Here is a 20,532-nt window from a genome sequence, read left to right as displayed (position 1 = left end):
ACAGCGCCACCATCAACGCCAGCAAGGGAGCCCGCTCACCGTGGCAGACGTCAGAGCACCTTCGACAAGTCCGTGGACGCAGCGTACGTATACCTCACCGAACCGCAGGCCCGCGTGTCCGCACGCATGTATCCCCGCGATCCGGTGGACGTCGACGGCATGATCAACCTCGACTTCGACGAGCGGGGCCGCCTCATAGGCATCGAGGTGTGGGCGGCCAGTTCAAAGCTACCCGAGCACCTGCTCCAGTCCGCGGAGCGAATGGGTACCGAAGGCGCCTGAAACAGTCGAACACCGCGCTCGCGGCGACCGCGGTGCGCCCTGCAGCAGGTTGGAAAGGGCTCATTGACCCTCTGCAACACGGGCAGGGCGTGGCCAGAGCCGTCCAAGGTGCCTCCACACGCTCGGCTACCACCCCGCTCCGCCGGTACGTCACCTTGTGAAGGTCTGACCTCGAATGTTGGGGTTCCTTGATCAGCTCTTGCGGGTGCCACTTACCTCAGAGTAACTAAATGTTTCATGAACCTCTTCAGCCGCAGCTCCTTGCTCCGCCGTCCGGAGCCCCGCACGGAGGAGCCAACTGCCGCCCCGGCGGCCGCCGGTGCTGCAGTTCTGCCAGATCCCCGCCTGGCCGCTCTCACCGGAGAGTGGATGATCGACCCCGCGCACAGCAGGATCGGCTTCTCCGTGCGGCACGCCATGGTGACGACGGTGCGCGGCGCGTTCCTGGAGTACGAGAGCCGCCTCTACTTCGACGGTCGCAACCCGGCCCGCTCCCGGGCCGACATCTCGCTCTCCACCGCGAGTGTCGACACGGGTGTGGAGCAGCGCGACGCACACCTGACCGGCCGCGACTTCCTGGACGCCAGGAAGCACCCCCGTATGACCTTCGCGAGCACCTCCGTGCAGCTCGTCGGCAAGGACGTCTACCGCATGACCGGTGACCTCACCATCCGGGGCATCACCGGCCCCGTGGTCCTGGACCTCACGTACATCGGTTACGTCACCGACCCGTTCGGGTACGAGCGCGTGGGTTTCGACGGGACCACCACCATCAACCGTTCCGACTGGGGTCTGACCTACAACGCCCGGCTGGCCGAGGGCGGCGCCATGGTCAGCGAGAGGCTGCGCCTGCAGTTCGACATCGCCGCCATCCGCACCCCCTCCGCCGGCTGACCCCTGTCACGCGACCGGGCCGGCCGCCGCGCCCCTGAACGTGCAGCGGTACGCGCGCGGTGACACCCCCAGTGCCGCGTGGAAGTGCTGCCGCAGCGCGGTGCCGGTCCCGAAGCCGGCGTCGGCGGCGATCCGGTCCACGGGCAGGTCCGTCCGCTCCAGCAACTGCCGTGCCCGGTCGACGCGTTGCTGGACGATCCACTGCATGGGAGTGAGCCCGGCCTCCTGCCGGAACCGCCGGTTGAAGGTCCGCACACTCATCGAGGCGCGATCGGCCAACGCGGCGAGCGTCATGGGCTGTTCAAGGTTCTGCAAGGCGTACTCCCGGGCCGGTCCCGTCGAGCACTGCTCGGGCGGGGTGACCGGGCGTTCGATGTACTGGGCCTGACCGCCTTCCCGGTGGGGTGGCACGACGGTCCCGCGGGCGACCGTGTTGGCGACCTCGGCTCCGTGGTCGGTCCGGATCATGTGGAGACAGAGGTCGACGCCCGAGGCCACACCGGCCGAGGTGAGGACCCCGCGGTCATCGGTGTACAGCACGTCGGCGTCCACCTCGATCTCCGGGTAGAGCGCCCGGAACTCCTCGCACGACTTCCAGTGCGTCGTGGCCCGCCGTCCCGTCAGCAGCCCGGCAGCCGCCAGGACGAACGAGCCGGTGCAGATGGACGCCACCCGCGCTCCCCGCGGCACGCGGGCCAGGGCATGGGCCACCTCGGTGCTGATCCGCCCGCGTTCCTGCGGCTCGTAGTCCTCCTGGGCGGCCGGCACGACGACGGTGTCCGCGTTCTCCAGAGCCTCGGGACCGACGGCCACGTTGATGGTGAAGTCGGTGTCCGTCGGCACCACGCCCGGTCGCGGTGTGCAGGTGACGACCTCGTACAGGGGTTCACCGGAAGCCGAGACCGCCTGCCCGAACAGCCGGTGCACGATGCCTAGCTCCATGGGCAGCAGCCCCGGCCGGACGAGTACGACCACCTGATGCCTCTTCCGTGCAGCCATGGCCGGATTCTTGCAGAAGTAGTCCATCTCGCCAGTGGTTGCCCCGCGGGCAGGCGATGACCATCGAACGCATGGATTCAGTCAACGGCCTCTCGCGCCGCAGCCGCCTCGGGCACCGCGCCTGGTGGGTGGCGTCCGCCGCGCTGATCGCCATCATCGTGGCGGGCGCCTTCTCGACCCTGCCCGGCCTGCTCACCGGCCCCCTGCACCGGGAATTCGGCTGGTCCCGCGGATCGATCGGCCTGGCGGCATCGGTGAACATGGTCCTCTACGGTCTCACCGCCCCGTTCGCCGCCGCGCTGATGGACCGCTTCGGCATCCGCCGTGTCGTGGTCGTCGCCCTCGTGATCATCGCGTCGGGCGCCGCGCTCACCACCGTCATGACCACGGCCTGGCAGTTCACCCTCTACTGGGGCATGCTCGTCGGCCTCGGCACGGGCTCCATGGCCACGGCCTTCGGCGCCACCGTCACCCAGCGCTGGTTCGTTCGGCAGCGTGGCCTGGTCACCGGTGTACTTGCCTCCGGGAGCGTCTTCGGGCAGATGGTGTTCCTTCCGGCCCTGTCCTGGATCGTGGACCACCACGGCTGGCGCCCTTCCCTCGTCACCCTCGTGCTCGCGGCGTGTGTCACCGCGCCGCTGATGTGGCTCGTGCTGCGGGACCACCCCGCCGACGTCGGCCGTGAGCCCTACGGCGCCGACGGTCCCGTGCCGAGGCCCGTTCCCGCCCGAGGCGCGGGCCGCAGGGCGCTGACGGTCCTGCGCGACACTGCGCGCACCCGCCCGTTCTGGCTGATGGCGGGTGCGTACGCCGTCTGCGGGGCCTCCACCAACGGCATCATGTGGACCCACTTCACCCCGGCCGCCCACGACCACGGCATGCCCGCCACCACCGCGTCCTCCCTGCTCGCGGCGATCGGGGTCTTCAACGTGATCGGCACCGTCGCGTCCGGGTGGGCCACGGACCGCCGCGATCCACGACGGCTGCTCGCGGTCTTCTTCGCCCTGCGCGGTCTCCTCCTGATGTGTCTGCCACTGCTGATGAGCGCCACGGTGCAGCCGTCGCTGATGGTGTTCGTCATCGCCTTCGGTCTGCTCGATCTCGCCACGGTCCCGCCGGTCGTCGCGCTGTGCCGTGAGTTCTACGGCGACACCGGGGCGGTGGCCTTCGGCTGGGTCAGCGCGGCCCACCAGGTCGGCGCCGCCCTGGCCGCGTACGGAGGTGGAGCCGCCCGCGACGCCTTCGGGACGTACGGTCCCGTCTGGGTGGCACTCGGCGCCCTGTGCGCCGCGGCGGCTCTGCTGTCATTGCTCGTCCGGCGCACCGCCCCGGCCGATCGTGCTGCTGCCGGACCGTGCCTAACCGCCGTAGACCGCCTGTGACTCCGCGAGCACGTCCGCGAAGTCCCGCGCGAGGTCGCCGGCTTCGGCGGGAGTGAGGGTGGCGGTCGTGACACGTACGCCGGGAGGCGACGCGATGCGGAAGCGCGTTCCTGCCGCGATCCACCAGCCGCGGGTGCGCAGTCCGTTGACGACGGCGGACTCGTCCCGGACGGGCACCCACACGTTGAGGCCGCTCACGCCCTGGGAGGTGATGCCGTGCTCCCTCAGCGCCGCACCCAGTGCGTCGCGGCGGGTGGTGTACGTGCGGGCCGCACCGGCCACCAGCCGTGTCACCGTCGGGTCGGTCAGCAGGTCCGCGACGGTCGCCTGAAGGATGTGACTGACCCATCCGGACGTGAGCAGCATCCGTCCGTCGTGACGCGCGAGGGTTGCAGGGTCACAGGCGAGGGCGGCCCAGCGCAGATCGATCCCGAGGTGCTTGGACACCGTACGCACATGGGCCCAGCGGGGCAGCCCGCCGGATGCGAGGGTCACCGCGTCCGCACCGGCGATGTCCGCGTTGTGGTCGTCCTCCACGACAAGCACGTCGGGGAAGTCGCGTAGCACGGCCAGGAGTTCGTCCCTGCGCCCCGGGGTGAAGCGGGCGCCGAGCGGGCTCTGGCCACGAGGGCTGCACACCAGGGCCCGGGCCCCCGTGCGCAGTGCGGTGCGAAGCGCCTCCGGGCGCATGCCTGCGTCGTCGACCGTCACCGGCAGCATGCGCAGCCCCAAGGCAGGCACCAGGTCCAGCAGATGGTGGAAGCCCGGATCCTCGACGGCCACGGCGTCACCGGGTTTGAGTTCGGTGGACAGCAGCCTGGCGACACAGTCCAGAGCACCGTGGGCGAAGGTCACCGAACCGGTGGGCACACCGTCGCGGTCCAGCCACGCGCGGGCCGCGTCCTCGAGCGCGGTGAGCCTCGGCGAGGCACGGTGCGATCCGGGCACGGGCTCCACACGGGCGGGCGGGGCCAGCACCGGGAGGCAGGCGGGATCGGGGTGGCCGCCCGCCAGGTCGCGCAGCCCGGCGGGCACTCGCGGAGGCCGTCGCGAGGTGACGGCGGGAGCGGACGCCACCACCGTGCCGCCGCGCCCCAGGGTCACCACCACCCCGCGTCCGCGCAGCTCCTTGTAGGCCGCCGCGACCGTCCCGGCGCTGACGCCGAGCCCCTCGGCGAGCCGCCGCACGGGAGGCAGCGAGGCACCCGGCTGCAGCGTGCCGTCGGCCACGCGACTTTCGACGGACGCCGAAATCTCCCTGGCCGTACTCCCGACGATCCCATATTGTTCTGCCACAGAGATCAGTTTGTACCGATACAAAATGTGTGTCAAGGGGGATCCCGATGGAACCGAGGTCGAAACGAGTGCCGTTCACCCGGCGCCTTGTCATTCCGGGCGGCCGCGACGGACGGCGCATGCTGGTGGTCGCCGTCATCGACAAGGTGGGCACCGGCCTGTGGAGTGGAGCCGCCACGCTCTACTTCATCTACGTCGCCCATCTGTCGATCGCTCAGATCGGCATGCTCATGGGCCTGTCCGGCATCCTCGGCGTAGCCGGTCCCCCGCTCGCGGGACGGCTGGCCGACCGCTTCCCCGTGACACGCATCCTGGTCGTCGCCCAACTGGCGCGAGGCGCCGCACTCCTGGCCCTGCTGACGACGAACGACTATGCGCTGCTGGTGCTGTTCTCGGCGCTGGGTTCCCTGCCCGACCGCGCGTCGAGCGTCCTCACCAAGCTGTTCGCCGCACGAGTCGCAGGCCCCCATCGCATCCGCTACCAGGCCATCCAGCGCACCGCCGTGAACATCGGGTGGGCCGTCGGCGCGGCGGGAGCGGCCGCCGCGCTGACCGTGGGCACCACCGCCTCCTACCAGGCTCTCCTGCTCGCCAACGTCGCCTCGTACGTGGTCATCGGGGTCCTGACCCTCCGCTGCGCGGAACCTCCGGCACCCGGTCGAGTCGTCGCCGGGCCGGCCGCCCCCGCCGGGGACGACGCCCCTCGGGCCCGGTCCGGCCTCCCCGTCTCCCGGACCGAGGCGGTGACACCCTGGCGGGACCGCCGCTACCTCGCGTTCACCGGTTCGGAGATCTGGCTGTTCCTGGACGACAGCATCCTCCAGGTCGGCTTCCCGCTGTGGATCGTCCACGCCACCAGCGCCCCGGTCGGGCTGGCACCGCTGGTCCTCGTCCTCAACAGCGTGCTGGTGATCGCGCTCCAGGTCCCTCTCTCACGCTTCGGGGAGACGAGGGCGGCCGCCCGCCGCCTGCTCGTCCCGATCGGCGCGGCCTTCCTGACGGGTGGAGTGGCGCTCGCGGCCTCGGCCGGTGGTGGACCCTGGTTCGCCACAGCGACCGTCCTCCTCGCGGCGGTCGCCTTCACGCTCGCCGAGATCCTGCACTCGCTCTCGTCCTGGGAGCTCTCCGTCGCCCTCGCGCCCGGCGAGGCGCAGGGCGCCTACCTCGGTGTGCACGGCCTGGCCCAGTCGGCACAGCGAAGCCTGGGCCCCGTCGTCGTCGGGGCCGCCGTGAGCGCCGGCGCGTTCGCCTGGCCGGTGCTCGGCGCCACACTCGTGCTGGCCTGCCTGGCGCAGCACCGACTCGTCAGGCCATCCGCCGCACCGGCGGTGCCTGCGGCGGAGAGCATGAACGCATCGAGGTGAACTGGCGTGCCCCTCAAGCACATTGGGACGTAAGTTGTGTATCGAACGGTTCACGCCCCGGCTGAAAGACGGAACGGTACTCATGACCGACCACGCGACAGTGCCCGGCTCCGCGCAGCAAGGGATCGACACGTCGGTGCCGCACTCGGCCCGGATCTGGAACTACTGGCTGGGCGGCAAGGACAACTACCCCGTCGACGAGCAGGCCGGGGACGCGTACAGCGCCGTTTTCCCGGGCATCGTCACCGTGGCCCGCAGCAGCCGCGCCTTCCTGGGCCGCACCATCGCCCACCTGGTCACCGAGGCCGGCATCCGGCAGTTCCTGGATGTCGGTACCGGCCTGCCGACCGAGGACAACACCCACGAGGTCGCCCAACGGCTCGCCCCGGAAGCCAGGATCGTCTACGTCGACCACGATCCCCTGGTCCTCGCGCACGCCCGTGCTCTGCTCACCTCGACCCCCGAGGGCGCGACCGCATACATGGACGCGGACCTGGCCGACCCCGACCGCATCCTGTCGGCCGCCGCCGAGACCCTCGACCTGAGCCGCCCCACCGCTCTGATCCTCAGCAACATCCTGGGCCACGTCGCCGACCACGATCAGGCACGCGCGATCGTCACCCGCCTGATGGACGGGCTGCCGTCCGGCAGTTACCTCTCCATCAACGACGGTTCCCGAGGTGTCGACGCCGACTACGAACAGGCCCAGGACGCTTACAACGACACGGGCGCCATCCCGTACTTCCTGCGCCCCGTCGACCGGATCACGGCGTTCTTCGACGGCCTCGAACTCCTGGACCCCGGGGTCGTATCGGTCCCCCTCTGGCGCCCGGACACCACAGCGCCCGCCCCTCAGCCCATAGGCGAGCACGGCGGCCTGGCCCGCAAGCCGTGACGCTCCCCTGCTCGGCGCCCGACCGGGAGCCGGTGGCTTCCTTCGGTGGTTCCAGGGCGCTCGCCGGGGCGTCCGGGCAGCTGGTCCATGTCTCCATGGTGAGTGGACCCGACTCGGACGAGGCCGTGCCACCGCCGTCCGCGATGCTCAGCGCCTGCCGCTGACCTGCTGCCGAGCCATCAATCGCCTGGAGCAATGATCCAGCCGGGTTCGTCCGGGCTCCCGATCGGGCATCGTCCTGGACGCTGGGTCAGAGCCGTGCGCTGCGCCGGGGTGAGCCTGCCGTGCTGGGCTGCGACCCGGTGTGCGCCGGAGGGAGTGCGCTGAAGTGTCAGTGGCCGGCAGACCTCCGGCCGGCGCTCGGCGGCTTGCACAGCGGTGGCGGCGCGCGCCTGCGGCCAGCCGAGGGCGGCGGCGAGTTCACCGGTGGTGAGTGGCCGGGCCGCGTGGAGGAGGGCGGCAAGCACGGTCATCGCGTCGTCGAGGGGCGCGTCGACCGGCGGGCCTGTCATGTCCCGGTGGATTCCGGCGAAGAATTGCCGCATTGCCTCAAGCCGTGCTCCCGCAGGGGTGCTGAGGCCGAACAGGTCAGCACCCTCCTGGGCGGTCTCGGCCCACACCGCGTTCTTCCGGGCGCTGGTCAGCCAGGCGCGGAGCCAGACGTCGTCGTCGATGACGTAGCGTGCGCGGCGACGGCCGGGCTCGTGCTCGCGTGTGAGGACGTCGAGCCGTTCGAGGTACCCGACGGCCTTGGACACCGAGGCCGGGCTGACCCGCAGTCGTTGGGCGAGTTCGGCAGCAGTCCGAGCACCGGCGGGGGCAGTCACCAGGCTGGCCAGCACCCTGGCTGCCGTGCGGGGCAGTCCGGTCCCGATCACCATCGTCGCGAATCTGTCCACGTAGGCGTGAACGGCCGCGGATTCCTGCCCGTGCGTGGCGTCGGCGGTCGGTGGCGTCGCAGGCCGAGGAAGCCGGTGGCGTCGCTGCCAGGCGCCGGCCCGGTCGGCGTGTTCCGCACGGTACCCGCCGGGTCCGCCGTTGCGGGCGACCTCCCTGCTGACGGTCGAAGTCGACCGTCCCAGCCGTCGGGCGATCGCGGCGTACGGCAAGTCCTCGGCCAGCCCCGCCTCAACGTCCCGGCGGTCCTCCGCGGTGAGTCTCCTGCCGCCCATTTCCGCCCTCCCACCGCGGGTACCGCGAGCCGGCCGCACGCGACCGACTCCGCGCACCCCCGTGCGTTGCGTTAGCCGTCACCGGCAACGCTACAAGGTCCGGGGAACTGCCCGGTTCCCGGAGATCCCAAGGCTTGTGCGGCGTCTGCGGATCCATGTGCAACGTAGCTTTCAGGTGTCGCGAAAAGATGAAACCAAGGGGTTCACATGGAAGACGCCACGCCCGCAGCGCACGTCACCAGGAACAACGACTCCGCCCAGCGCGTGCTCGACCAAGCGGTGCGAGAAGGGGGAGTACCGGGAATTCTTGCTCAGGTCCGTGACGGCGGCACGCACTGGTTCGGCACGGCGGGGGTCGCCGACACACGGACGCGTCGGGCGCGCGGGCACGAGGACCGGTTCCGGATCGGCAGCATCACCAAGACCTTCACCGCCACAGTGGTCCTGCAACTCGTGTCCGAGGGCCAACTGGCCCTGGAGGACACGGTGGAACGATGGCTACCGGGCGTGCTCACCGGGAACGGGCACGACGGCACCAGCATCACTGTCCGGCAGCTCCTCAACCACACCAGCGGAGTCTTCAGCCACACCCATGACCGGCCGGCGCTGAGCAGGCAGGAGAGTTACACGCCCGGGGAACTCGTGGAGATCGCCGTGTCGCATCCGGCCGACTTCCCGGCCGGGACGGGCTGGGCGTACTCCAACACCAACTACGTCCTCGCCGGGATGATCATTGAGCGCGTGACCGGCAGGCTGCTCGCCGATGAGATCACGGACCGTCTCGCCCGCCCGCTCGACCTGACGGGAACCAGCCTGCCGCTCGGCGCCGATCCAGCACTCCCCGGACCACATTCGAGCCACTACACCAAACTGTTCTCCCCCGACCCGGACGCCACGGTCCACAACGTCACGGAACTCGAGACGAGCCCGTACTGGGCGGCGGGCGGCATGATCTCCACCGTGTCCGACCTCAACCAGTTCTTCGCAGCACTGCTCGGAGGGCGCCTCCTCCGGCCGGAACAGCAGTGCGAGATGTTCACCACGGTCCCGACGGAGAACTGGCTCCCGGGTGCCGACTACGGTCTCGGCGTTTCCCGCCTGCTCCTGCCCTCCGGCACGGCGGCCTGGGGCATGGGCGGCGCGCTCTTCGGCTCCTGGTCGTACGTCTACGGCACACGCAAGGGCACACACATGCTGGCAGTGAACATCAACGCCGATTGGGCGGAGGGGCGTTGGGAGGACCCCATCGGCATCTTCACCGAACTCCTGGAAGCCGAGTTCAGCCGCGGTGCCGACTCGGGCACCGCACGAGCGAACCGGGCCGTCCCGTTCGGACCAACTTCCTCCGGTTCGAACTGATCCGAGCGAAACCGCCTAACCGGCGTCGGCGGCGTCCAGTACGTCGTCCCCGGCCGGGGCCCGCACGCCCAACGGCTCGTCGAAGGCACTGAACGCGGTGGTACTGCGGTAGTCGGTGCCCTTGTAGACGACCTGGAGGAGGTACGGCTCGCCTTCGGTGGCGACGTAGAAGGTGTAAGTGCCCTTCCCTTCGGCCGTGTCGGCCCCGTCGGTCACCCGCAGCGCAACAGCCGGGCGGCCACCGATCTCGGTCCGGTCGCCCTTCGCGGCCGTCCCGAAGGCACTGAACGGCCAGGTGCAGTCGACCAGCCCGTCCCCGGGCTTCGCGTTGTCGGCCGGGGTCTTGATCCAGCGGCTCTGATCCTTGGCGGTGGCCGCCTTGTGACCCGACCATCGCTCGAGGTACACGCGGTCCGGACGTACGTAATCGGTGTCACCGATCCGGATCTGTTCGAGGCTGCCCCCGTCGGTCCAGGTGATCTTGTTCGTGCACCGGCCCTTGAGATCGGTGGTCTGCCGACTCGAGTAGCTGCTGCCGGCCGTGGCAGTGGTCGACGACGCGATGGTGACCGTCTTCAGCGCACCCATCGTCCTGTGCGCCTCGTCCAGCAACTCGTCGGCGGAGAGCTCCTTTTCCTGCCCCGCCCCGCCCGCACAGCCGGTGACGGCCGTTCCCAGGAGCAGGACGGCCAGTACCGCCGTCGCGGAAGTCGATATCGCGCGCACACAGGCCCCCAGAAGGTGAGCGGATCAGACTACGGCACATGCAAGGGCAGGGGTCGAGCACCTGGCACCGCCATCCCGGCTATGTGTACTGCCGCCGACGCTGCCCTCCGTAGAACGTGGCAGCGGCGGTCAGCAGGGTGAGGCCTGCGGTGGCTGCGACGGTGATCTCGGTGGTGTTCTCCTGATCCGGACCATCGGGCAGCCGTGGGTCCAGCAGGCCGAGCGGGTCCTTGCGGATCTCGACCCGGTCCCCCACCTCAGCCTGCCCGAAGCAGTTCTCCTGTTGCGAGACCTCGTACGTCGCACGGTCGCCGCCGGCCTCCTGGACCGAGCAGAACATGTCGGCGCCCCGGCGGTTGTGACGGTCGGTCACCTCGGTCACCACCGCGGCGGCGGGCTCACCCACCGTCATCATGTACGCCTCGTACACCGCGGGCCCCGCGAAGAGCATCAGCAGGAATCCGGCCACCGAGGCCAGCGTCGCGGCGCCGGCCCGGTGCCAGGCGCCACCGATCAGACACGCGGCGACCGCGACGGCCGCCAGCATGACGACGACGCCGATCCAGGTCACCCACTGGCCGATCCCTGCGCCCAGAATCATCACGGCCGGGAGCCCCACCGCCCACACCAGGGAGCCGACGGCCTTCCGGGCACCGGACACAGGGGCCCCGGGAGCCCCCGACTTCGCAGCCACCGCTCCGGGTATCGCTGTCGGCCTGTTCCCGCTCATGTCCCCCGCCACCGCTGTCCTCGGTTTCGTTCCGCACCGGCTGCCGCCATGTCCGGCAGCTCCGCCGGAGACACCACCCTAGATGTTGACCTCAGTGGGCCGGCACCCTCGCCCACCCGGCCGACGCGGTCGCCCGGCCACGCGGTCGCCCGGCACACCGCCGGGCACGCGAGAAGTGCGCTACAGTCAATAAACGAGACGCAACGTCTCGGTTCGCCTCGGAGCGCGGGAGGGCCATGGCCATGCCGTGGGCGCGGACCGGGCTCACATCATGGGTCTGTCGCTCGGAGGAATGCTCGCCCAACTGCTGATCGCCGACCATCCGGACCGCCTGCTGAGCGCCACTCTGCTCGGCACGTCGGCGCTCAGCACCGCCCCGTACACCCGCCCGGACGGCACACGCGTCGCGCCGGAAGACCTTCCCGGCATCGCGCCCCATGTCCTGGAGCTGTGGGCTCTCCCGGTCACGGATCGGGGCCTGGAGGCCGAGCTGGACCGCCGGGTCGAGCACTGGCGGGCACTGGGAGGCGATCAGATCCCGTTCGACGCCGAGCGCGCACGCGCCATGGAACGGGAGATCATCGAGCACACCGGCCACCGCACCACCGGCACAGCGCACGCCCGTGCCGGCACCGCCGGCATGGATCGCACCGAGGAGCTGGCGAGCACGGACGTACCGACCCTCGTGATCTCCGCCCCGGCCGAACCGGTCTTCCCTCCCCCGCACCCACACCATCTGGCCCAGGCGTTCCTCGGGGCCCGGGTGATCGAGATCCCCGGCATGGGCCATACGCTTCCCCGGCAGGTCCTCGCTCCACTGACCGCCGCCGTCCTGGACCACACGGCCGGGCGCTGACACGACGGACTGCGACGTTCGCGGACCCATTCGTCCTGGCGGAGGCCGGGCAACGACCGTCGGACTTGGCGGGTAGTCAGCACGCGAACGTACATGGGACTTGGTGGTACATCGACCGACTCCGTCGATCAGCAGCGAGCGGCGGATCAAGGGGTACCGTGACCGAACACGAGTCCGACCTGGCCTCTCGGCCGCACGAGGTGACGAACGATGAACGAATACCCGCTGCCCACTCCCCATCCCACGAGCGCGCATCCCGCCCGTGTCTACAACGTCTGGCTGGGCGGCAAGGATCACTATCCGGTGGACCAGGAGGCAGCCGAGCTCGCCGCAGGGGCGAACCCGACGATCGTGCCGTCGGTCCGGGCCAACCGGGCCTTCCTCGGCCGCGCCGTACGTCACCTCTCGGCGGCCGGGATCCGTCAGTTCCTGGACGTCGGCACGGGCATTCCCGCTGCGGAGAACACCCACGAGGTGGCCCAGCAGGAGGCTCCCGAATCGCGGGTCGTGTACGTCGACAACGACCCGATCGTGCTCACCCACGCCCGGGCGCTGCTGGTCAGCGGCCCCGAAGGGCAGACCGACTACGTGCAGGCGGACGCACGGGACGTGGACACGATTCTCGACGAGGCCTCACGCACCCTGGATCTGAGCCGGCCGGTCGGCCTGATGCTGGTGGCGATCCTGCAGTACATCAAGGACGCCGAGGACCCGTGGGACATCACCCGTCGGCTGCTGGACCGTCTCGCCCCCGGCAGCTACCTCGTCCTGTCCCACCCGGCCGCCGACGTCACGGCCCCCGAAGTCGCCGAGTCCATGCGGATCTACAACGAGCGCGCCGCCAGCCACGCCTCCGCCACCCCGCGCACCCAGAAAGAGGTGGAACGCTTCTTCGAGGGCCTGGAGATCCTGGAACCGGGCGTGGTCACCCTGACCCGCTGGCATCCCGGACCGTCCGACACTCCGGACGACACCCTGCCCATGTGGTGCGCCGTAGCCCGCAAGGCGTAACGGCCGGTTACCCGCCCCTGCGTACAGGGTTCGCGAGTCCCGGTTGCGGCCGGTGCGTGAGGGGCGGGGCCGGGGCCACAGTTCGGTATGGCTGCTGAACCGTGGCCGCCTGCGCCCTCACGTCGCGCTGCGTTCGCTCGCCTCCCGGAGGTCGCGGTCCACAGCGCTGTCGAACGCGGGGTCCGGCGCGCCGTCCGTGCTGCCCGGCCTGCCGGCCCGGAGGAGTTCGCGCCAGCGTTCCTGGCTCCAGTCGGCCGGGGCCGTGGTGCCCATGAAGTCCTCCACGAGGGCACGGAACCGGGCGGGATCGTGGTGGAAGGGGAAGTGGCCCGCGCCTTCGAAGATCTCCAGTCGGCTGCCGGGCATGGCCGCATGGGCTCCGTAGGCGTGGTGCACGGGGACCACGCTGTCGCGTGATCCCCACAGCAGGAGCGTGGGCATACCTTGGGCCAGATAGCAGCGGTCCAGCATCGTGACCACCTGGCCGCGCCAGTCGACCACCGCCCTCAGTGTACTGATGAACGCGCTGCGGGACGTGGTGTCGGGCAGGGCGTCCACGAGGTCGAGCAGCTCACCCGCGTCCTGGCCGAGGTCGGTGTCCAGCAGCTTGATCAACCGGGTGAAGAGGCCGACCTGGCTGCGCATGCCGGGCAGGCGCAGTGTGGACAGCATCAGGTCGGCGCCCGGGAGCGACACCGCTCGCAGGACGGGGTTGACCTCCCGCCCCACGCCGCCCGCGCTCACCAGGATGAGCCGGTCGGTGCGTTCGGGGTACTGGTAGGCGAACTGCATGGCCACACCGCCGCCGAGCGAATGGCCGACCAGGGTGGCACGTTCGATGCCCAGGACGCCCAGCAGGTCCCTGATGCCGTTCGCGTAGGCGGCCACCGAGTAGTCGGCCCGGGGCTTGTCGGAGGCTCCGTGGCCGAGGAGGTCGGGGGCGATCACGGTGTGGTGGCGGGCCAGCTCGGGGATGACCTCCGCCCAGGTCGCGGAGGAGTCGCCGATTCCGTGGATGAGCAGGATGGCAGGTCCCTCCCCCGCCATCCTGTACGCACGGCGGTAGCCGTGGATGATCCGGTGGGACAGCCCCACACTGTGCTCGGCCTGTCGTCCGCGTGCTGGTGCGCCGGCCACGGCACCGCCTCCGTCTGCTGCTCCGACGATTCCCGAGCGAGGGTAGGAAGCTCCCGCGCCGAGCGGATTACCGGGACGTTTCAGGCGGCGCCCGGGTGGGATTCGGGGCGGCTGTCCGCCGCCCCGGCATTCGTAACACGCGCGGGGTGGTGACACCGGGAGACGCGCCCTGTGATCATCGCGGCACCACCTTCGCAGGCAACGCCCCCTCGTCCGCCATGGTTTCGTGGGTACGTCCGCGACGGCGCGGGGCCCCTGACCGGCTCAGGTGCCCTGCTTGCGCATCCCTGCCGCCGCCAGCACCACCGTCGGCACCGACACCAGTACCGCCCACCCCAGGCGTCGCGTCTGGAGGGAGGCACACGTCGCGTCCACCCCGTTCTCCATCGACCCGTAGCCGGCACCCTGTTCGCTGCCGAGGACGGAATGGCACTTCGAGTTGGGGTAGCCCGAGCTGATGTCCGGTGCGCCGGTCAGCAGCCACAGGGTGACACCGAACCCGGCGCATGCGAGGAGCCATATGATTGTTCTGGTCATGCCGCGACCCTAAGGGCTGTCCGGAGCCCCTGAGCCGGTTGCGTTCGGTGAGGGTCTCAGGGCGATTGACGGCCTACGCCGTGGTGAGTGCCGGTCGCTCGTTCTCGGGCTGGTGTGGGCCGGCGCCGATGTGGCCCGTGGCCCCCTCGGCGTGCTGGTGAGCAGGGCCCGCGCGCAGGTGCCGGGGTCTTCGGCCGCTGATCACCCGCACCGCCAACGTGGCCAATGGACCGGTGAGTTGCCGAGTGATCCCCGGCGATCCTGCCGTCCGGCCGACAGCGGGACCGCACGGGCGGCAGAGCCTTATCGTCGTGACTGCAACACATCACCGAGGTCAAGCGGATGTTCGACGAAGGATTGGTACACGTGCCCGAACAGTATGCGTCCGTCTCGCAGGAGCCCGCGGAAGCCGTCGGCGACGACGCCGCCTATCTGCGGCTCATGTCGCTGCTCGACGAGAGCGCTGCCCGGTACCGCGTCATCGACCACGCCCCCGAGGGGCGCACCGAGGAGGTCAGCCGCCACCGGGGCCACCCAGTGGCGCAGGGGGCCAAGTGCCTTGTCGTCATGGTCAAGACGGGCAAGCGCACCAAGCGGTACTTCCTGGCTGTCGTCCCGGGAGACGCCCGGGTCGACCTGCCGGGTCTGAAGGCGCTGGCGGAGGGCAGTTACGTGTCGTTCGCGTCCGCGGACAGGGCCGAAGCACTGTCCGGGAGCGTCAGCGGCACGATTCTGCCGTTCAGCTTCCATCCGGATCTCGAACTCATCGTGGATCCCGGGGTGCTGGAGCACGAGGAGATCTTCTTCAACGCCGCACGGCTGGACCGCTCCCTGGCTCTGAACACGCAGGACTACCGGGAGCACCTTCGTCGCGTCGAGGCGCGTATCCAGCCGATCGTGGCGAAGGGCCCGGAGGCCGCCATCCGATGACCCGTGGGGCTTAGCCGTCGGCAGGCTGGTCCTGTTGCCCACCGGAGCCACAGCGACTTGCCCACCGGAGCCACAGCGACCATAAGCCCGCAATGACACCATGTCACCCATATGGGGCGCACCCGGTTACGGTGGCCGCATGTGCCATTACTGCGGCTGCCGTGAGATCCCGCTGATCAAGGAGTTCATCGCGGAGCACGAGTCCGTCACGGACGCTGCGGGAGATGCTCTTCGCGCCCTCGACCACGGCGATCCGGGCCTCGCCGGGGAGCTGATCGCCCGGATGGGGCGGGAACTCCTCGCCCATTGGCAGGGCGAGGAGGACGGGCTCTTCGCGGTGATGGGGGGCGATGCGGAGTACGCCGGCTACATCGACGCCCTGGTGCGGGAGCACCGCGAGCTCGCCGCGTTCCTCGGCCGTGTCGATCCGGGCCGCGCCGAGGACGTCGTGCAGCTGCGCGAAGCCGTCGACGAGTTGCACCGGCACATCGCCAAGGAGGAGGACGGCCTGTTCCCGGCCTCCCTCACCGCGCTCTCCGGGGACGAGTGGGACCGCTCCATGGCCGCGTGGCGCGCGGCGCATCCGGACGCACCCGGTGACCTGGGACGTGGGTGACGCGGGTCGGCCGCCCGGGCGTTCCGGTCAGCGGGACGGTCCGCCGGCCGCCGTTCCGCCCGCGGCGGGGCCCGGCAGCAGATAGGTCAGGTGGGACCCTTGGCCGCGGGGGCCGGGCGGGGGAACCGCCCGCGAGCCGCCGGTGACCGGGGGCGGCGCGCCACCCTCCTTCACGAGGACGGCCGTCGGTACGCGGCGCGCGAGGGCGCGAAGGGCTTCGGGCGTGATACTCGCGTCATGCCCACCGGTCTGGCGCGAGGCACAGCCGGCGTAGTAGGCGATCGGCACGGCGTCGTCCCCGCTGACCACGCACGGCGGGCGCACTCCCATCCGGTTCAGCGCACCGGCGACCGCGGCGAACTTCGCACTCGTGGCGTGGCTGGTGCGGACCACATGGCTGAGCGCGGAGAGCTGGATCCCGAGATGAGCCGCCAGTGCCAGTGTCAGCGCGACGAGGCCCACCCGGTGGCGTGCGCGCCGCTTCCGGGCGAAGAGGGACGCCAGGTATTCGGCCACCGGTACGGCCAGCAGCGCGTAGGCGGGCAGCAGGAAGCGGGGGGCCGCGTATTCGACCAGGAACAGATACGGAACCGCCATCGAGAAGCCGGTCGCCGTCGCCAGCAGTGCCACGGAGCCTCTGCCCGCGCGCCGGGCCGACACGATCCCGCCCGCCGTGAGGAGGGGCAGCGCCACCCACCACACCGCGGTGGCAGGGCTCTCCCAGGCGATGTCGCAGGGGCGGCACAGGGTCCGGCCGGCGAGCGATCGCAGGTGGTCGTCGACGGCGAAGTTCCACCCGAGCCCACCCTGGATCTCTCCGGCCCGGTGCAGTCGGGCACCGAGGCCCCCGTAACGGGCGTACGCCTCTGCGGTCCAGGGGGCGCAGCCCGCCACGAGTCCGCCGACGATCGCGGCGCACCGGCCGGGCAGGCGTGGGCCGGGTACCAGGACTACCGCGAGGGCCAGCGGCAGCGCGAGCCAGAATCCGTCGGCCGGCCGCATCAGAGCGACCAGCGCCACGGCTGCCCCCGCGCCGACCGCCTCCGCCCGGCCGGCGGCACCGCGCAGGCTCCTGACGACCCAGCCTGCCGCGGCAAGGGCACCCAGGGCGCACCACAGGTTGGGCATCGCCGCGGGGCCGTAGAACAGGGTCGGCCACAAACCGGCGAACAGTGCGCCCGAGCCGACGAGGACGGGCGTGGGCAGCACCCTGCGCCAGATCCAGAGGGCGATGAGCAGGGCGGCGGCGGACAGCAGGGCGAGGTAGATCCGCAGCACGGTGGTGGATGTGGTGAGCGCTGCGACAGGAGCGACGAGGTAGGAGATCCCGCGGGCGCGCGGAGCGCTGAAGAAGGCGGGAGGGGCGTTGCCCCCGACCTGGCTGACGTAGACGGTCTCGTCCCACGCAAGGCCTGAACCCGGTACGACGAACGTCAGTTGCACTGCGGCGAAGACCACGGCGACCGCCGTCAGCCAAGGCAGCGGACCGGATGTCCATCCGCCGGGCCGGGTGGTGATCGGGGCCCGCTGCGCCGGACGCATCGGCCGGGTTCCGTACATGACCGCTCCAGTCCTCACCCGCGCCGCAGGACAGAGGGGCGCGGCCTTGGTCAACGAGAGAGGAGCGACAGGAGTCACGCGGAACGGGGGTCGTGGGCCGGGCGTCCCCCAGGACCTCATGGGGGATACCCCCCATAAAAGTCGGGGCCTGGCTGCATCGCTCGGGGGACGTGCCGTCCCTAGGTTGTGGGGTGGAATCAGAACACCGTTCCGCACCCCTCCCGGAGGCTCACCCGTGATCGCCCGAGCGCACCTGCCGACGAAGCGCGCCACCCATCCGCTCGTCACGGCCTTCCTGCGCTTCGTCGTCTGCGGGGGCGGTGTCGGCCTGGCGGCGAGTGGCGCGCTGGTGCTGATCGGCGACCGGATACCGCTGGTCCTCGCCAACGCCCTGATCACCGTCGTCTCCACGGTGATCGCGACGGAGCTGCACAGCCGGATCTCCTTCCGGAGCGAACGCAAGGGCTGGCGGGTCCACCTGCAGTCCGGACTCACGGTGGCGGTGAGCTACGCGTTCACCACCGCCGCTCTGCTCGTGCTGCACGCCGTGCAGTCCGCCCCCTCCGCGCTGGTCGAACAGTCCGTGTATCTGTCGGCGTCCGCGGTGGCCGGGGCCGGACGGTTCGCGTTGCTGCGGACGGTGGTCTTCGCCCCGCCCGCGGCGCCGTCGAGGGCTAGCGCCCTGGCCAAGCCGGCCGTCGTCATCGCGGCCTGATCCACCGGGCACCGCCGGCCGTGGCACAGCGGGTCCCTCCGGACGGCGGCCGATGGCTCAACTCGCCGCGCCATGGAGGTAGAGCGCCCAGAGCAGCGCGCCGAGGGACGCGGTGTGCAGGACGGCGCGGACGGTGTTCCACCTGACCCAGCGGCTCTCGAACGCGGCTCGCGCGTCCCGGAGCGGCTCGGGGGCGGCGTCCGGCGGCACCTTGTCGAGCGTGTCGTTGAGCGGGACGTTCTGCGTCCCGGTGACGAGGAACGCCGCCCCGTGGAGGACCAGCGCCGCGATGATCCACGGCAGGGCTCCCGGACTGTGCCCCTTCACGGCGAGGACCGTCGCCAGGACGAGCAGCGGCAGAGGCAGCAGGAAGGGGACCAGGAACCAGCCGTTGATGATGGCCCGGTTGATGTGCTGCATGCTCCGGACGAAGGCCCGGTCGTCGGTGCGCGACAGGCCCGGCATGACGGCGTACGCGAAGGCGCAGAACAGCCCGGCCATCAGGGCGGCTCCCCCGGCCGAGGCGAGGAGTGTCACGGTCTGCAGTGTTCTCATGTGTGCTCCGAAACGGAAGAGGAGTTCACGACTGTCCCTGCTCACGACTGTCCCTGCTCAGGGCTGCTCCGGCGTCCCGCCCGGCCCAGCCGTGCCCGGTGCGCCGCAGGACGTGGACGCCGAAGGCCGACGACGGTCGGCGGTCCGCACGCAGGAGCGCCGCCATCAGTTCGGACCGTACGGCTTCGTGAGTCTCGCAGGTGCCGTCCGTGGCCGCCGACGTAATCAGGAGACGGAGGAGGTTCGCGCTCGCGTCCGTCTCTTCCGGGGTCTCCCTGGCGGCGTCCGGCGGGACACCGCTCCGGGCATATAGGTGCGCTCTCCGTCGAATGTCCATCAGAGGCCGTTCTCGCAACGTGAGTTGGACGTCTACTCGTCGCCTTTCCCTCCGACCGCCGCCGCCGGTGCGGGCCTCCTTGCCGGATCACGCGCGAAGCGGACCTCCGGCAAGGAGGCCCGGCGGAAGCCGTCGGGCTCCCGTCGCTGCCACCTCTCCAGCGTGTTGGCCATTGACTGAGTTCACAAGCGTCGGGTCGAACGCTTCCCCCTTCGCAGCCGACCGGCACGAGCGGAGGGGGCTCCTTACGGAAATCACCTGCGCACAGCACCGTCACACTTATGCCATACGATGCGCACACCTGTTCACAGCTCTTCCGTTTGAGGATGCCCACGTCATGTTCTTCGGTGTCACGTCCCGTTCAGCGCGCGGCATATCCGCCGCCGTCGCCCTTCTCGCGATCGGTGCGGTGGGCTGCGCCGACGCCATCGACAGCGCCAAGGCCGGTGCCAAGAAGGTGGTTCGTTCGCGGTCGGTCTTCTCGCTCTCCCAGGGCGACTGCTACAACCCGAGCAGTGGGGCGACCGCGGGCGAGGAGGTCAGCGTCGAGATCGTGCCGTGCGAGGAGGCCCACAAGGGCCAGGTCGTCGGCGAGTTCGACATCGAGGGGGAGTCGGAGTACCCCGGGGACGACGGGGCGACGAAGATCGCCGACGAGCGGTGCCCGGCGGAGTCGCAGAAGTTCATCTCCGACACCTGGGCGGTGCCGGTGGGCGTCAACCTCTTCTACTACTACCCCACCAGCGAGAGCTGGAAGACCGGCGACCGCGCCGTGAGCTGCACGTACGCCAAGGAGTCGGGCACCTTCTCCGGCTCGCTCGAGAACAAGTCCCTGAGCACCGATCAGCTCGCCTACCTGAAGGGCTCGAACGCCGTCTATGAGGCGTTCTGGAGCAACCAGCCCGAGGCGGACCAGATCGAGGAGGACCTCGCGGGCTACAAGAAGCAGGCCAAGGCCGTCTCCGCGGCGCTGAACACCCACCTGGCATCCCTGAAGGGCATCGTGCATCCGGAGACCGTCAAGCTCCGCTCACAGCTGGAGGAGACCGCGGACGCGTGGAAGGACGCCGCTTCGGCCGGCAACACGGACGACTTCTACGTCGCCTACGACCTGGCGTTCACCGGCATCGACCCGAACAGGACGGTCGCCGCCCGCAAGGAGCTGAAGCTCGCCTCCAC

At 70.5% G+C, this 20,532-nt stretch carries 22 protein-coding genes and 1 pseudogene; 13 read left to right on the top strand and 10 right to left on the bottom strand.

Annotated elements, in window-relative coordinates; all coding sequences use genetic code 11:
- Positions 1-72 precede the first annotated feature (72 nt).
- Together ACFWFI_RS06370 and ACFWFI_RS06365 are read left to right on the top strand one after the other, a co-directional pair.
- Positions 73-282, top strand: a complete 210-nt coding sequence (locus ACFWFI_RS06370) for a DUF2283 domain-containing protein (RefSeq protein ID WP_387386188.1) — start codon at positions 73-75, stop codon at positions 280-282.
- 237 nt (positions 283-519) lie between these two features.
- Positions 520-1,176 carry a YceI family protein gene (locus ACFWFI_RS06365; RefSeq protein ID WP_387386186.1) on the top strand — a complete coding sequence of 219 codons (657 nt, stop codon included), beginning with the start codon at positions 520-522 and terminating at the stop codon, positions 1,174-1,176.
- Between the two features lie 6 nt (positions 1,177-1,182).
- Here the strand turns inward: ACFWFI_RS06365 and ACFWFI_RS06360 are convergent, their stop codons facing one another.
- Entirely contained in the window at positions 1,183-2,175 is a 993-nt protein-coding gene (locus ACFWFI_RS06360; protein ID WP_387386184.1) for a GlxA family transcriptional regulator, read from the bottom strand.
- A 71-nt stretch (positions 2,176-2,246) separates the two neighbouring features.
- Here ACFWFI_RS06360 and ACFWFI_RS06355 point away from each other — a divergent pair, with 71 nt between their 5' ends.
- On the top strand, positions 2,247-3,557 hold the full coding sequence (locus tag ACFWFI_RS06355; RefSeq protein ID WP_387386181.1) for an MFS transporter: 1,311 nt from the start codon (positions 2,247-2,249) through the stop codon (positions 3,555-3,557).
- Here ACFWFI_RS06355 and ACFWFI_RS06350 read toward each other — a convergent pair.
- Complete coding sequence (locus tag ACFWFI_RS06350; RefSeq protein ID WP_387386179.1) at positions 3,534-4,853, bottom strand: GntR family transcriptional regulator; 1,320 nt, start codon at positions 4,851-4,853, stop codon at positions 3,534-3,536. The two genes, ACFWFI_RS06355 and ACFWFI_RS06350, sit on opposite strands and share 24 nt — an antisense overlap.
- A gap of 47 nt (positions 4,854-4,900) precedes the next feature.
- Between ACFWFI_RS06350 and ACFWFI_RS06345 the strand changes: the two genes are divergently transcribed.
- The 3 genes from ACFWFI_RS06345 to ACFWFI_RS06335 all read left to right on the top strand — a co-directional run bounded on the left by ACFWFI_RS06345 (position 4,901) and on the right by ACFWFI_RS06335 (position 7,276).
- Positions 4,901-6,217 carry an MFS transporter gene (locus tag ACFWFI_RS06345; RefSeq protein ID WP_387386177.1) on the top strand — a complete coding sequence of 439 codons (1,317 nt, stop codon included), beginning with the start codon at positions 4,901-4,903 and terminating at the stop codon, positions 6,215-6,217.
- Positions 6,218-6,299: 82 nt separating this feature from the next.
- Positions 6,300-7,112 carry an SAM-dependent methyltransferase gene (locus tag ACFWFI_RS06340; RefSeq protein ID WP_387386174.1) on the top strand — a complete coding sequence of 271 codons (813 nt, stop codon included), beginning with the start codon at positions 6,300-6,302 and terminating at the stop codon, positions 7,110-7,112.
- A 32-nt stretch (positions 7,113-7,144) separates the two neighbouring features.
- Positions 7,145-7,276, top strand: coding sequence for a hypothetical protein (locus ACFWFI_RS06335; RefSeq protein WP_387386172.1), 132 nt, complete (start codon positions 7,145-7,147; stop codon positions 7,274-7,276).
- A gap of 15 nt (positions 7,277-7,291) precedes the next feature.
- Here the strand turns inward: ACFWFI_RS06335 and ACFWFI_RS06330 are convergent, their stop codons facing one another.
- On the bottom strand, positions 7,292-8,284 hold the full coding sequence (locus tag ACFWFI_RS06330; protein ID WP_387386170.1) for a GbsR/MarR family transcriptional regulator: 993 nt from the start codon (positions 8,282-8,284) through the stop codon (positions 7,292-7,294).
- 207 nt (positions 8,285-8,491) lie between these two features.
- On the opposite strand from ACFWFI_RS06330, the gene ACFWFI_RS06325 reads away from it, so the two are divergent.
- Positions 8,492-9,643 (top strand): serine hydrolase domain-containing protein, encoded by a 1,152-nt coding sequence (locus ACFWFI_RS06325; protein WP_387386167.1) that lies wholly within the window; start codon positions 8,492-8,494, stop codon positions 9,641-9,643.
- Between the two features lie 15 nt (positions 9,644-9,658).
- Here the strand turns inward: ACFWFI_RS06325 and ACFWFI_RS06320 are convergent, their stop codons facing one another.
- Both ACFWFI_RS06320 and ACFWFI_RS06315 read right to left on the bottom strand, forming a co-directional pair.
- Positions 9,659-10,369 (bottom strand): hypothetical protein, encoded by a 711-nt coding sequence (locus ACFWFI_RS06320; RefSeq protein ID WP_387386166.1) that lies wholly within the window; start codon positions 10,367-10,369, stop codon positions 9,659-9,661.
- A 79-nt stretch (positions 10,370-10,448) separates the two neighbouring features.
- Positions 10,449-11,099, bottom strand: coding sequence for a hypothetical protein (locus ACFWFI_RS06315; protein ID WP_387386163.1), 651 nt, complete (start codon positions 11,097-11,099; stop codon positions 10,449-10,451).
- A gap of 244 nt (positions 11,100-11,343) precedes the next feature.
- On the opposite strand from ACFWFI_RS06315, the pseudogene ACFWFI_RS06310 reads away from it, so the two are divergent.
- Positions 11,344-11,955: pseudogene (locus ACFWFI_RS06310) on the top strand (alpha/beta fold hydrolase); the annotation flags it as partial.
- A gap of 210 nt (positions 11,956-12,165) precedes the next feature.
- Complete coding sequence (locus tag ACFWFI_RS06305; RefSeq protein WP_387386160.1) at positions 12,166-12,966, top strand: SAM-dependent methyltransferase; 801 nt, start codon at positions 12,166-12,168, stop codon at positions 12,964-12,966.
- A 117-nt stretch (positions 12,967-13,083) separates the two neighbouring features.
- Here the strand turns inward: ACFWFI_RS06305 and ACFWFI_RS06300 are convergent, their stop codons facing one another.
- Together ACFWFI_RS06300 and ACFWFI_RS06295 are read right to left on the bottom strand one after the other, a co-directional pair.
- Positions 13,084-14,103, bottom strand: coding sequence for an alpha/beta fold hydrolase (locus tag ACFWFI_RS06300; RefSeq protein ID WP_387386157.1), 1,020 nt, complete (start codon positions 14,101-14,103; stop codon positions 13,084-13,086).
- Between the two features lie 264 nt (positions 14,104-14,367).
- Positions 14,368-14,640 carry a hypothetical protein gene (locus tag ACFWFI_RS06295; RefSeq protein WP_387386155.1) on the bottom strand — a complete coding sequence of 91 codons (273 nt, stop codon included), beginning with the start codon at positions 14,638-14,640 and terminating at the stop codon, positions 14,368-14,370.
- Between the two features lie 441 nt (positions 14,641-15,081).
- Between ACFWFI_RS06295 and ACFWFI_RS06290 the strand changes: the two genes are divergently transcribed.
- Both ACFWFI_RS06290 and ACFWFI_RS06285 read left to right on the top strand, forming a co-directional pair.
- On the top strand, positions 15,082-15,570 hold the full coding sequence (locus ACFWFI_RS06290; protein ID WP_387386238.1) for a YbaK/EbsC family protein: 489 nt from the start codon (positions 15,082-15,084) through the stop codon (positions 15,568-15,570).
- 139 nt (positions 15,571-15,709) lie between these two features.
- Positions 15,710-16,186: a hemerythrin domain-containing protein gene (locus ACFWFI_RS06285; protein ID WP_387386153.1), complete on the top strand. Its 477-nt coding sequence runs from the start codon at positions 15,710-15,712 to the stop codon at positions 16,184-16,186.
- 27 nt (positions 16,187-16,213) lie between these two features.
- On the opposite strand, the gene ACFWFI_RS06280 is transcribed toward ACFWFI_RS06285, so the two are convergent.
- Entirely contained in the window at positions 16,214-17,746 is a 1,533-nt protein-coding gene (locus ACFWFI_RS06280; RefSeq protein WP_387386151.1) for a hypothetical protein, read from the bottom strand.
- A 235-nt stretch (positions 17,747-17,981) separates the two neighbouring features.
- On the opposite strand from ACFWFI_RS06280, the gene ACFWFI_RS06275 reads away from it, so the two are divergent.
- Positions 17,982-18,461, top strand: a complete 480-nt coding sequence (locus ACFWFI_RS06275) for a GtrA domain-containing protein (protein WP_387386148.1) — start codon at positions 17,982-17,984, stop codon at positions 18,459-18,461.
- A gap of 57 nt (positions 18,462-18,518) precedes the next feature.
- Here the strand turns inward: ACFWFI_RS06275 and ACFWFI_RS06270 are convergent, their stop codons facing one another.
- Together ACFWFI_RS06270 and ACFWFI_RS06265 are read right to left on the bottom strand one after the other, a co-directional pair.
- On the bottom strand, positions 18,519-19,016 hold the full coding sequence (locus tag ACFWFI_RS06270) for an anthrone oxygenase family protein (protein WP_387386146.1): 498 nt from the start codon (positions 19,014-19,016) through the stop codon (positions 18,519-18,521).
- Between the two features lie 25 nt (positions 19,017-19,041).
- Complete coding sequence (locus ACFWFI_RS06265) at positions 19,042-19,182, bottom strand: hypothetical protein (protein WP_387386144.1); 141 nt, start codon at positions 19,180-19,182, stop codon at positions 19,042-19,044.
- A gap of 508 nt (positions 19,183-19,690) precedes the next feature.
- Here ACFWFI_RS06265 and ACFWFI_RS06260 point away from each other — a divergent pair.
- The coding region (locus ACFWFI_RS06260; RefSeq protein ID WP_387386141.1) for a septum formation family protein at positions 19,691-20,532 on the top strand (842 nt) is incomplete at its 3' end.

Source organism: Streptomyces sp. NPDC060209 (assembly GCF_042728155.1).
In the GTDB taxonomy this organism is placed as follows: Bacteria; Actinomycetota; Actinomycetes; order Streptomycetales; family Streptomycetaceae; genus Streptomyces.
This window is presented reverse-complemented; position numbering and strand designations above follow the sequence as displayed.

Excerpts from the sequence above, each read along its gene's own strand:
- ACFWFI_RS06360 (WP_387386184.1), bottom strand. The coding sequence starts at position 2,175 with ATGGCTGCACGGAAGAGGCATCAGGTGGTCGTACTCGTCCGGCCGGGG.
- ACFWFI_RS06330 (WP_387386170.1), bottom strand. The coding sequence starts at position 8,284 with ATGGGCGGCAGGAGACTCACCGCGGAGGACCGCCGGGACGTTGAGGCG.
- ACFWFI_RS06295 (WP_387386155.1), bottom strand. The coding sequence starts at position 14,640 with ATGACCAGAACAATCATATGGCTCCTCGCATGCGCCGGGTTCGGTGTC.
- ACFWFI_RS06285 (WP_387386153.1), top strand. The coding sequence starts at position 15,710 with ATGTGCCATTACTGCGGCTGCCGTGAGATCCCGCTGATCAAGGAGTTC.
- ACFWFI_RS06355 (WP_387386181.1), top strand. The coding sequence starts at position 2,247 with ATGGATTCAGTCAACGGCCTCTCGCGCCGCAGCCGCCTCGGGCACCGC.
- ACFWFI_RS06315 (WP_387386163.1), bottom strand. The coding sequence starts at position 11,099 with ATGAGCGGGAACAGGCCGACAGCGATACCCGGAGCGGTGGCTGCGAAG.
- ACFWFI_RS06265 (WP_387386144.1), bottom strand. The coding sequence starts at position 19,182 with ATGGCGGCGCTCCTGCGTGCGGACCGCCGACCGTCGTCGGCCTTCGGC.
- ACFWFI_RS06345 (WP_387386177.1), top strand. The coding sequence starts at position 4,901 with ATGGAACCGAGGTCGAAACGAGTGCCGTTCACCCGGCGCCTTGTCATT.
- ACFWFI_RS06270 (WP_387386146.1), bottom strand. The coding sequence starts at position 19,016 with ATGAGAACACTGCAGACCGTGACACTCCTCGCCTCGGCCGGGGGAGCC.
- ACFWFI_RS06305 (WP_387386160.1), top strand. The coding sequence starts at position 12,166 with ATGAACGAATACCCGCTGCCCACTCCCCATCCCACGAGCGCGCATCCC.
- ACFWFI_RS06280 (WP_387386151.1), bottom strand. The coding sequence starts at position 17,746 with ATGTACGGAACCCGGCCGATGCGTCCGGCGCAGCGGGCCCCGATCACC.
- ACFWFI_RS06365 (WP_387386186.1), top strand. The coding sequence starts at position 520 with ATGAACCTCTTCAGCCGCAGCTCCTTGCTCCGCCGTCCGGAGCCCCGC.
- ACFWFI_RS06340 (WP_387386174.1), top strand. The coding sequence starts at position 6,300 with ATGACCGACCACGCGACAGTGCCCGGCTCCGCGCAGCAAGGGATCGAC.
- ACFWFI_RS06290 (WP_387386238.1), top strand. The coding sequence starts at position 15,082 with ATGTCGCTGCTCGACGAGAGCGCTGCCCGGTACCGCGTCATCGACCAC.
- ACFWFI_RS06325 (WP_387386167.1), top strand. The coding sequence starts at position 8,492 with ATGGAAGACGCCACGCCCGCAGCGCACGTCACCAGGAACAACGACTCC.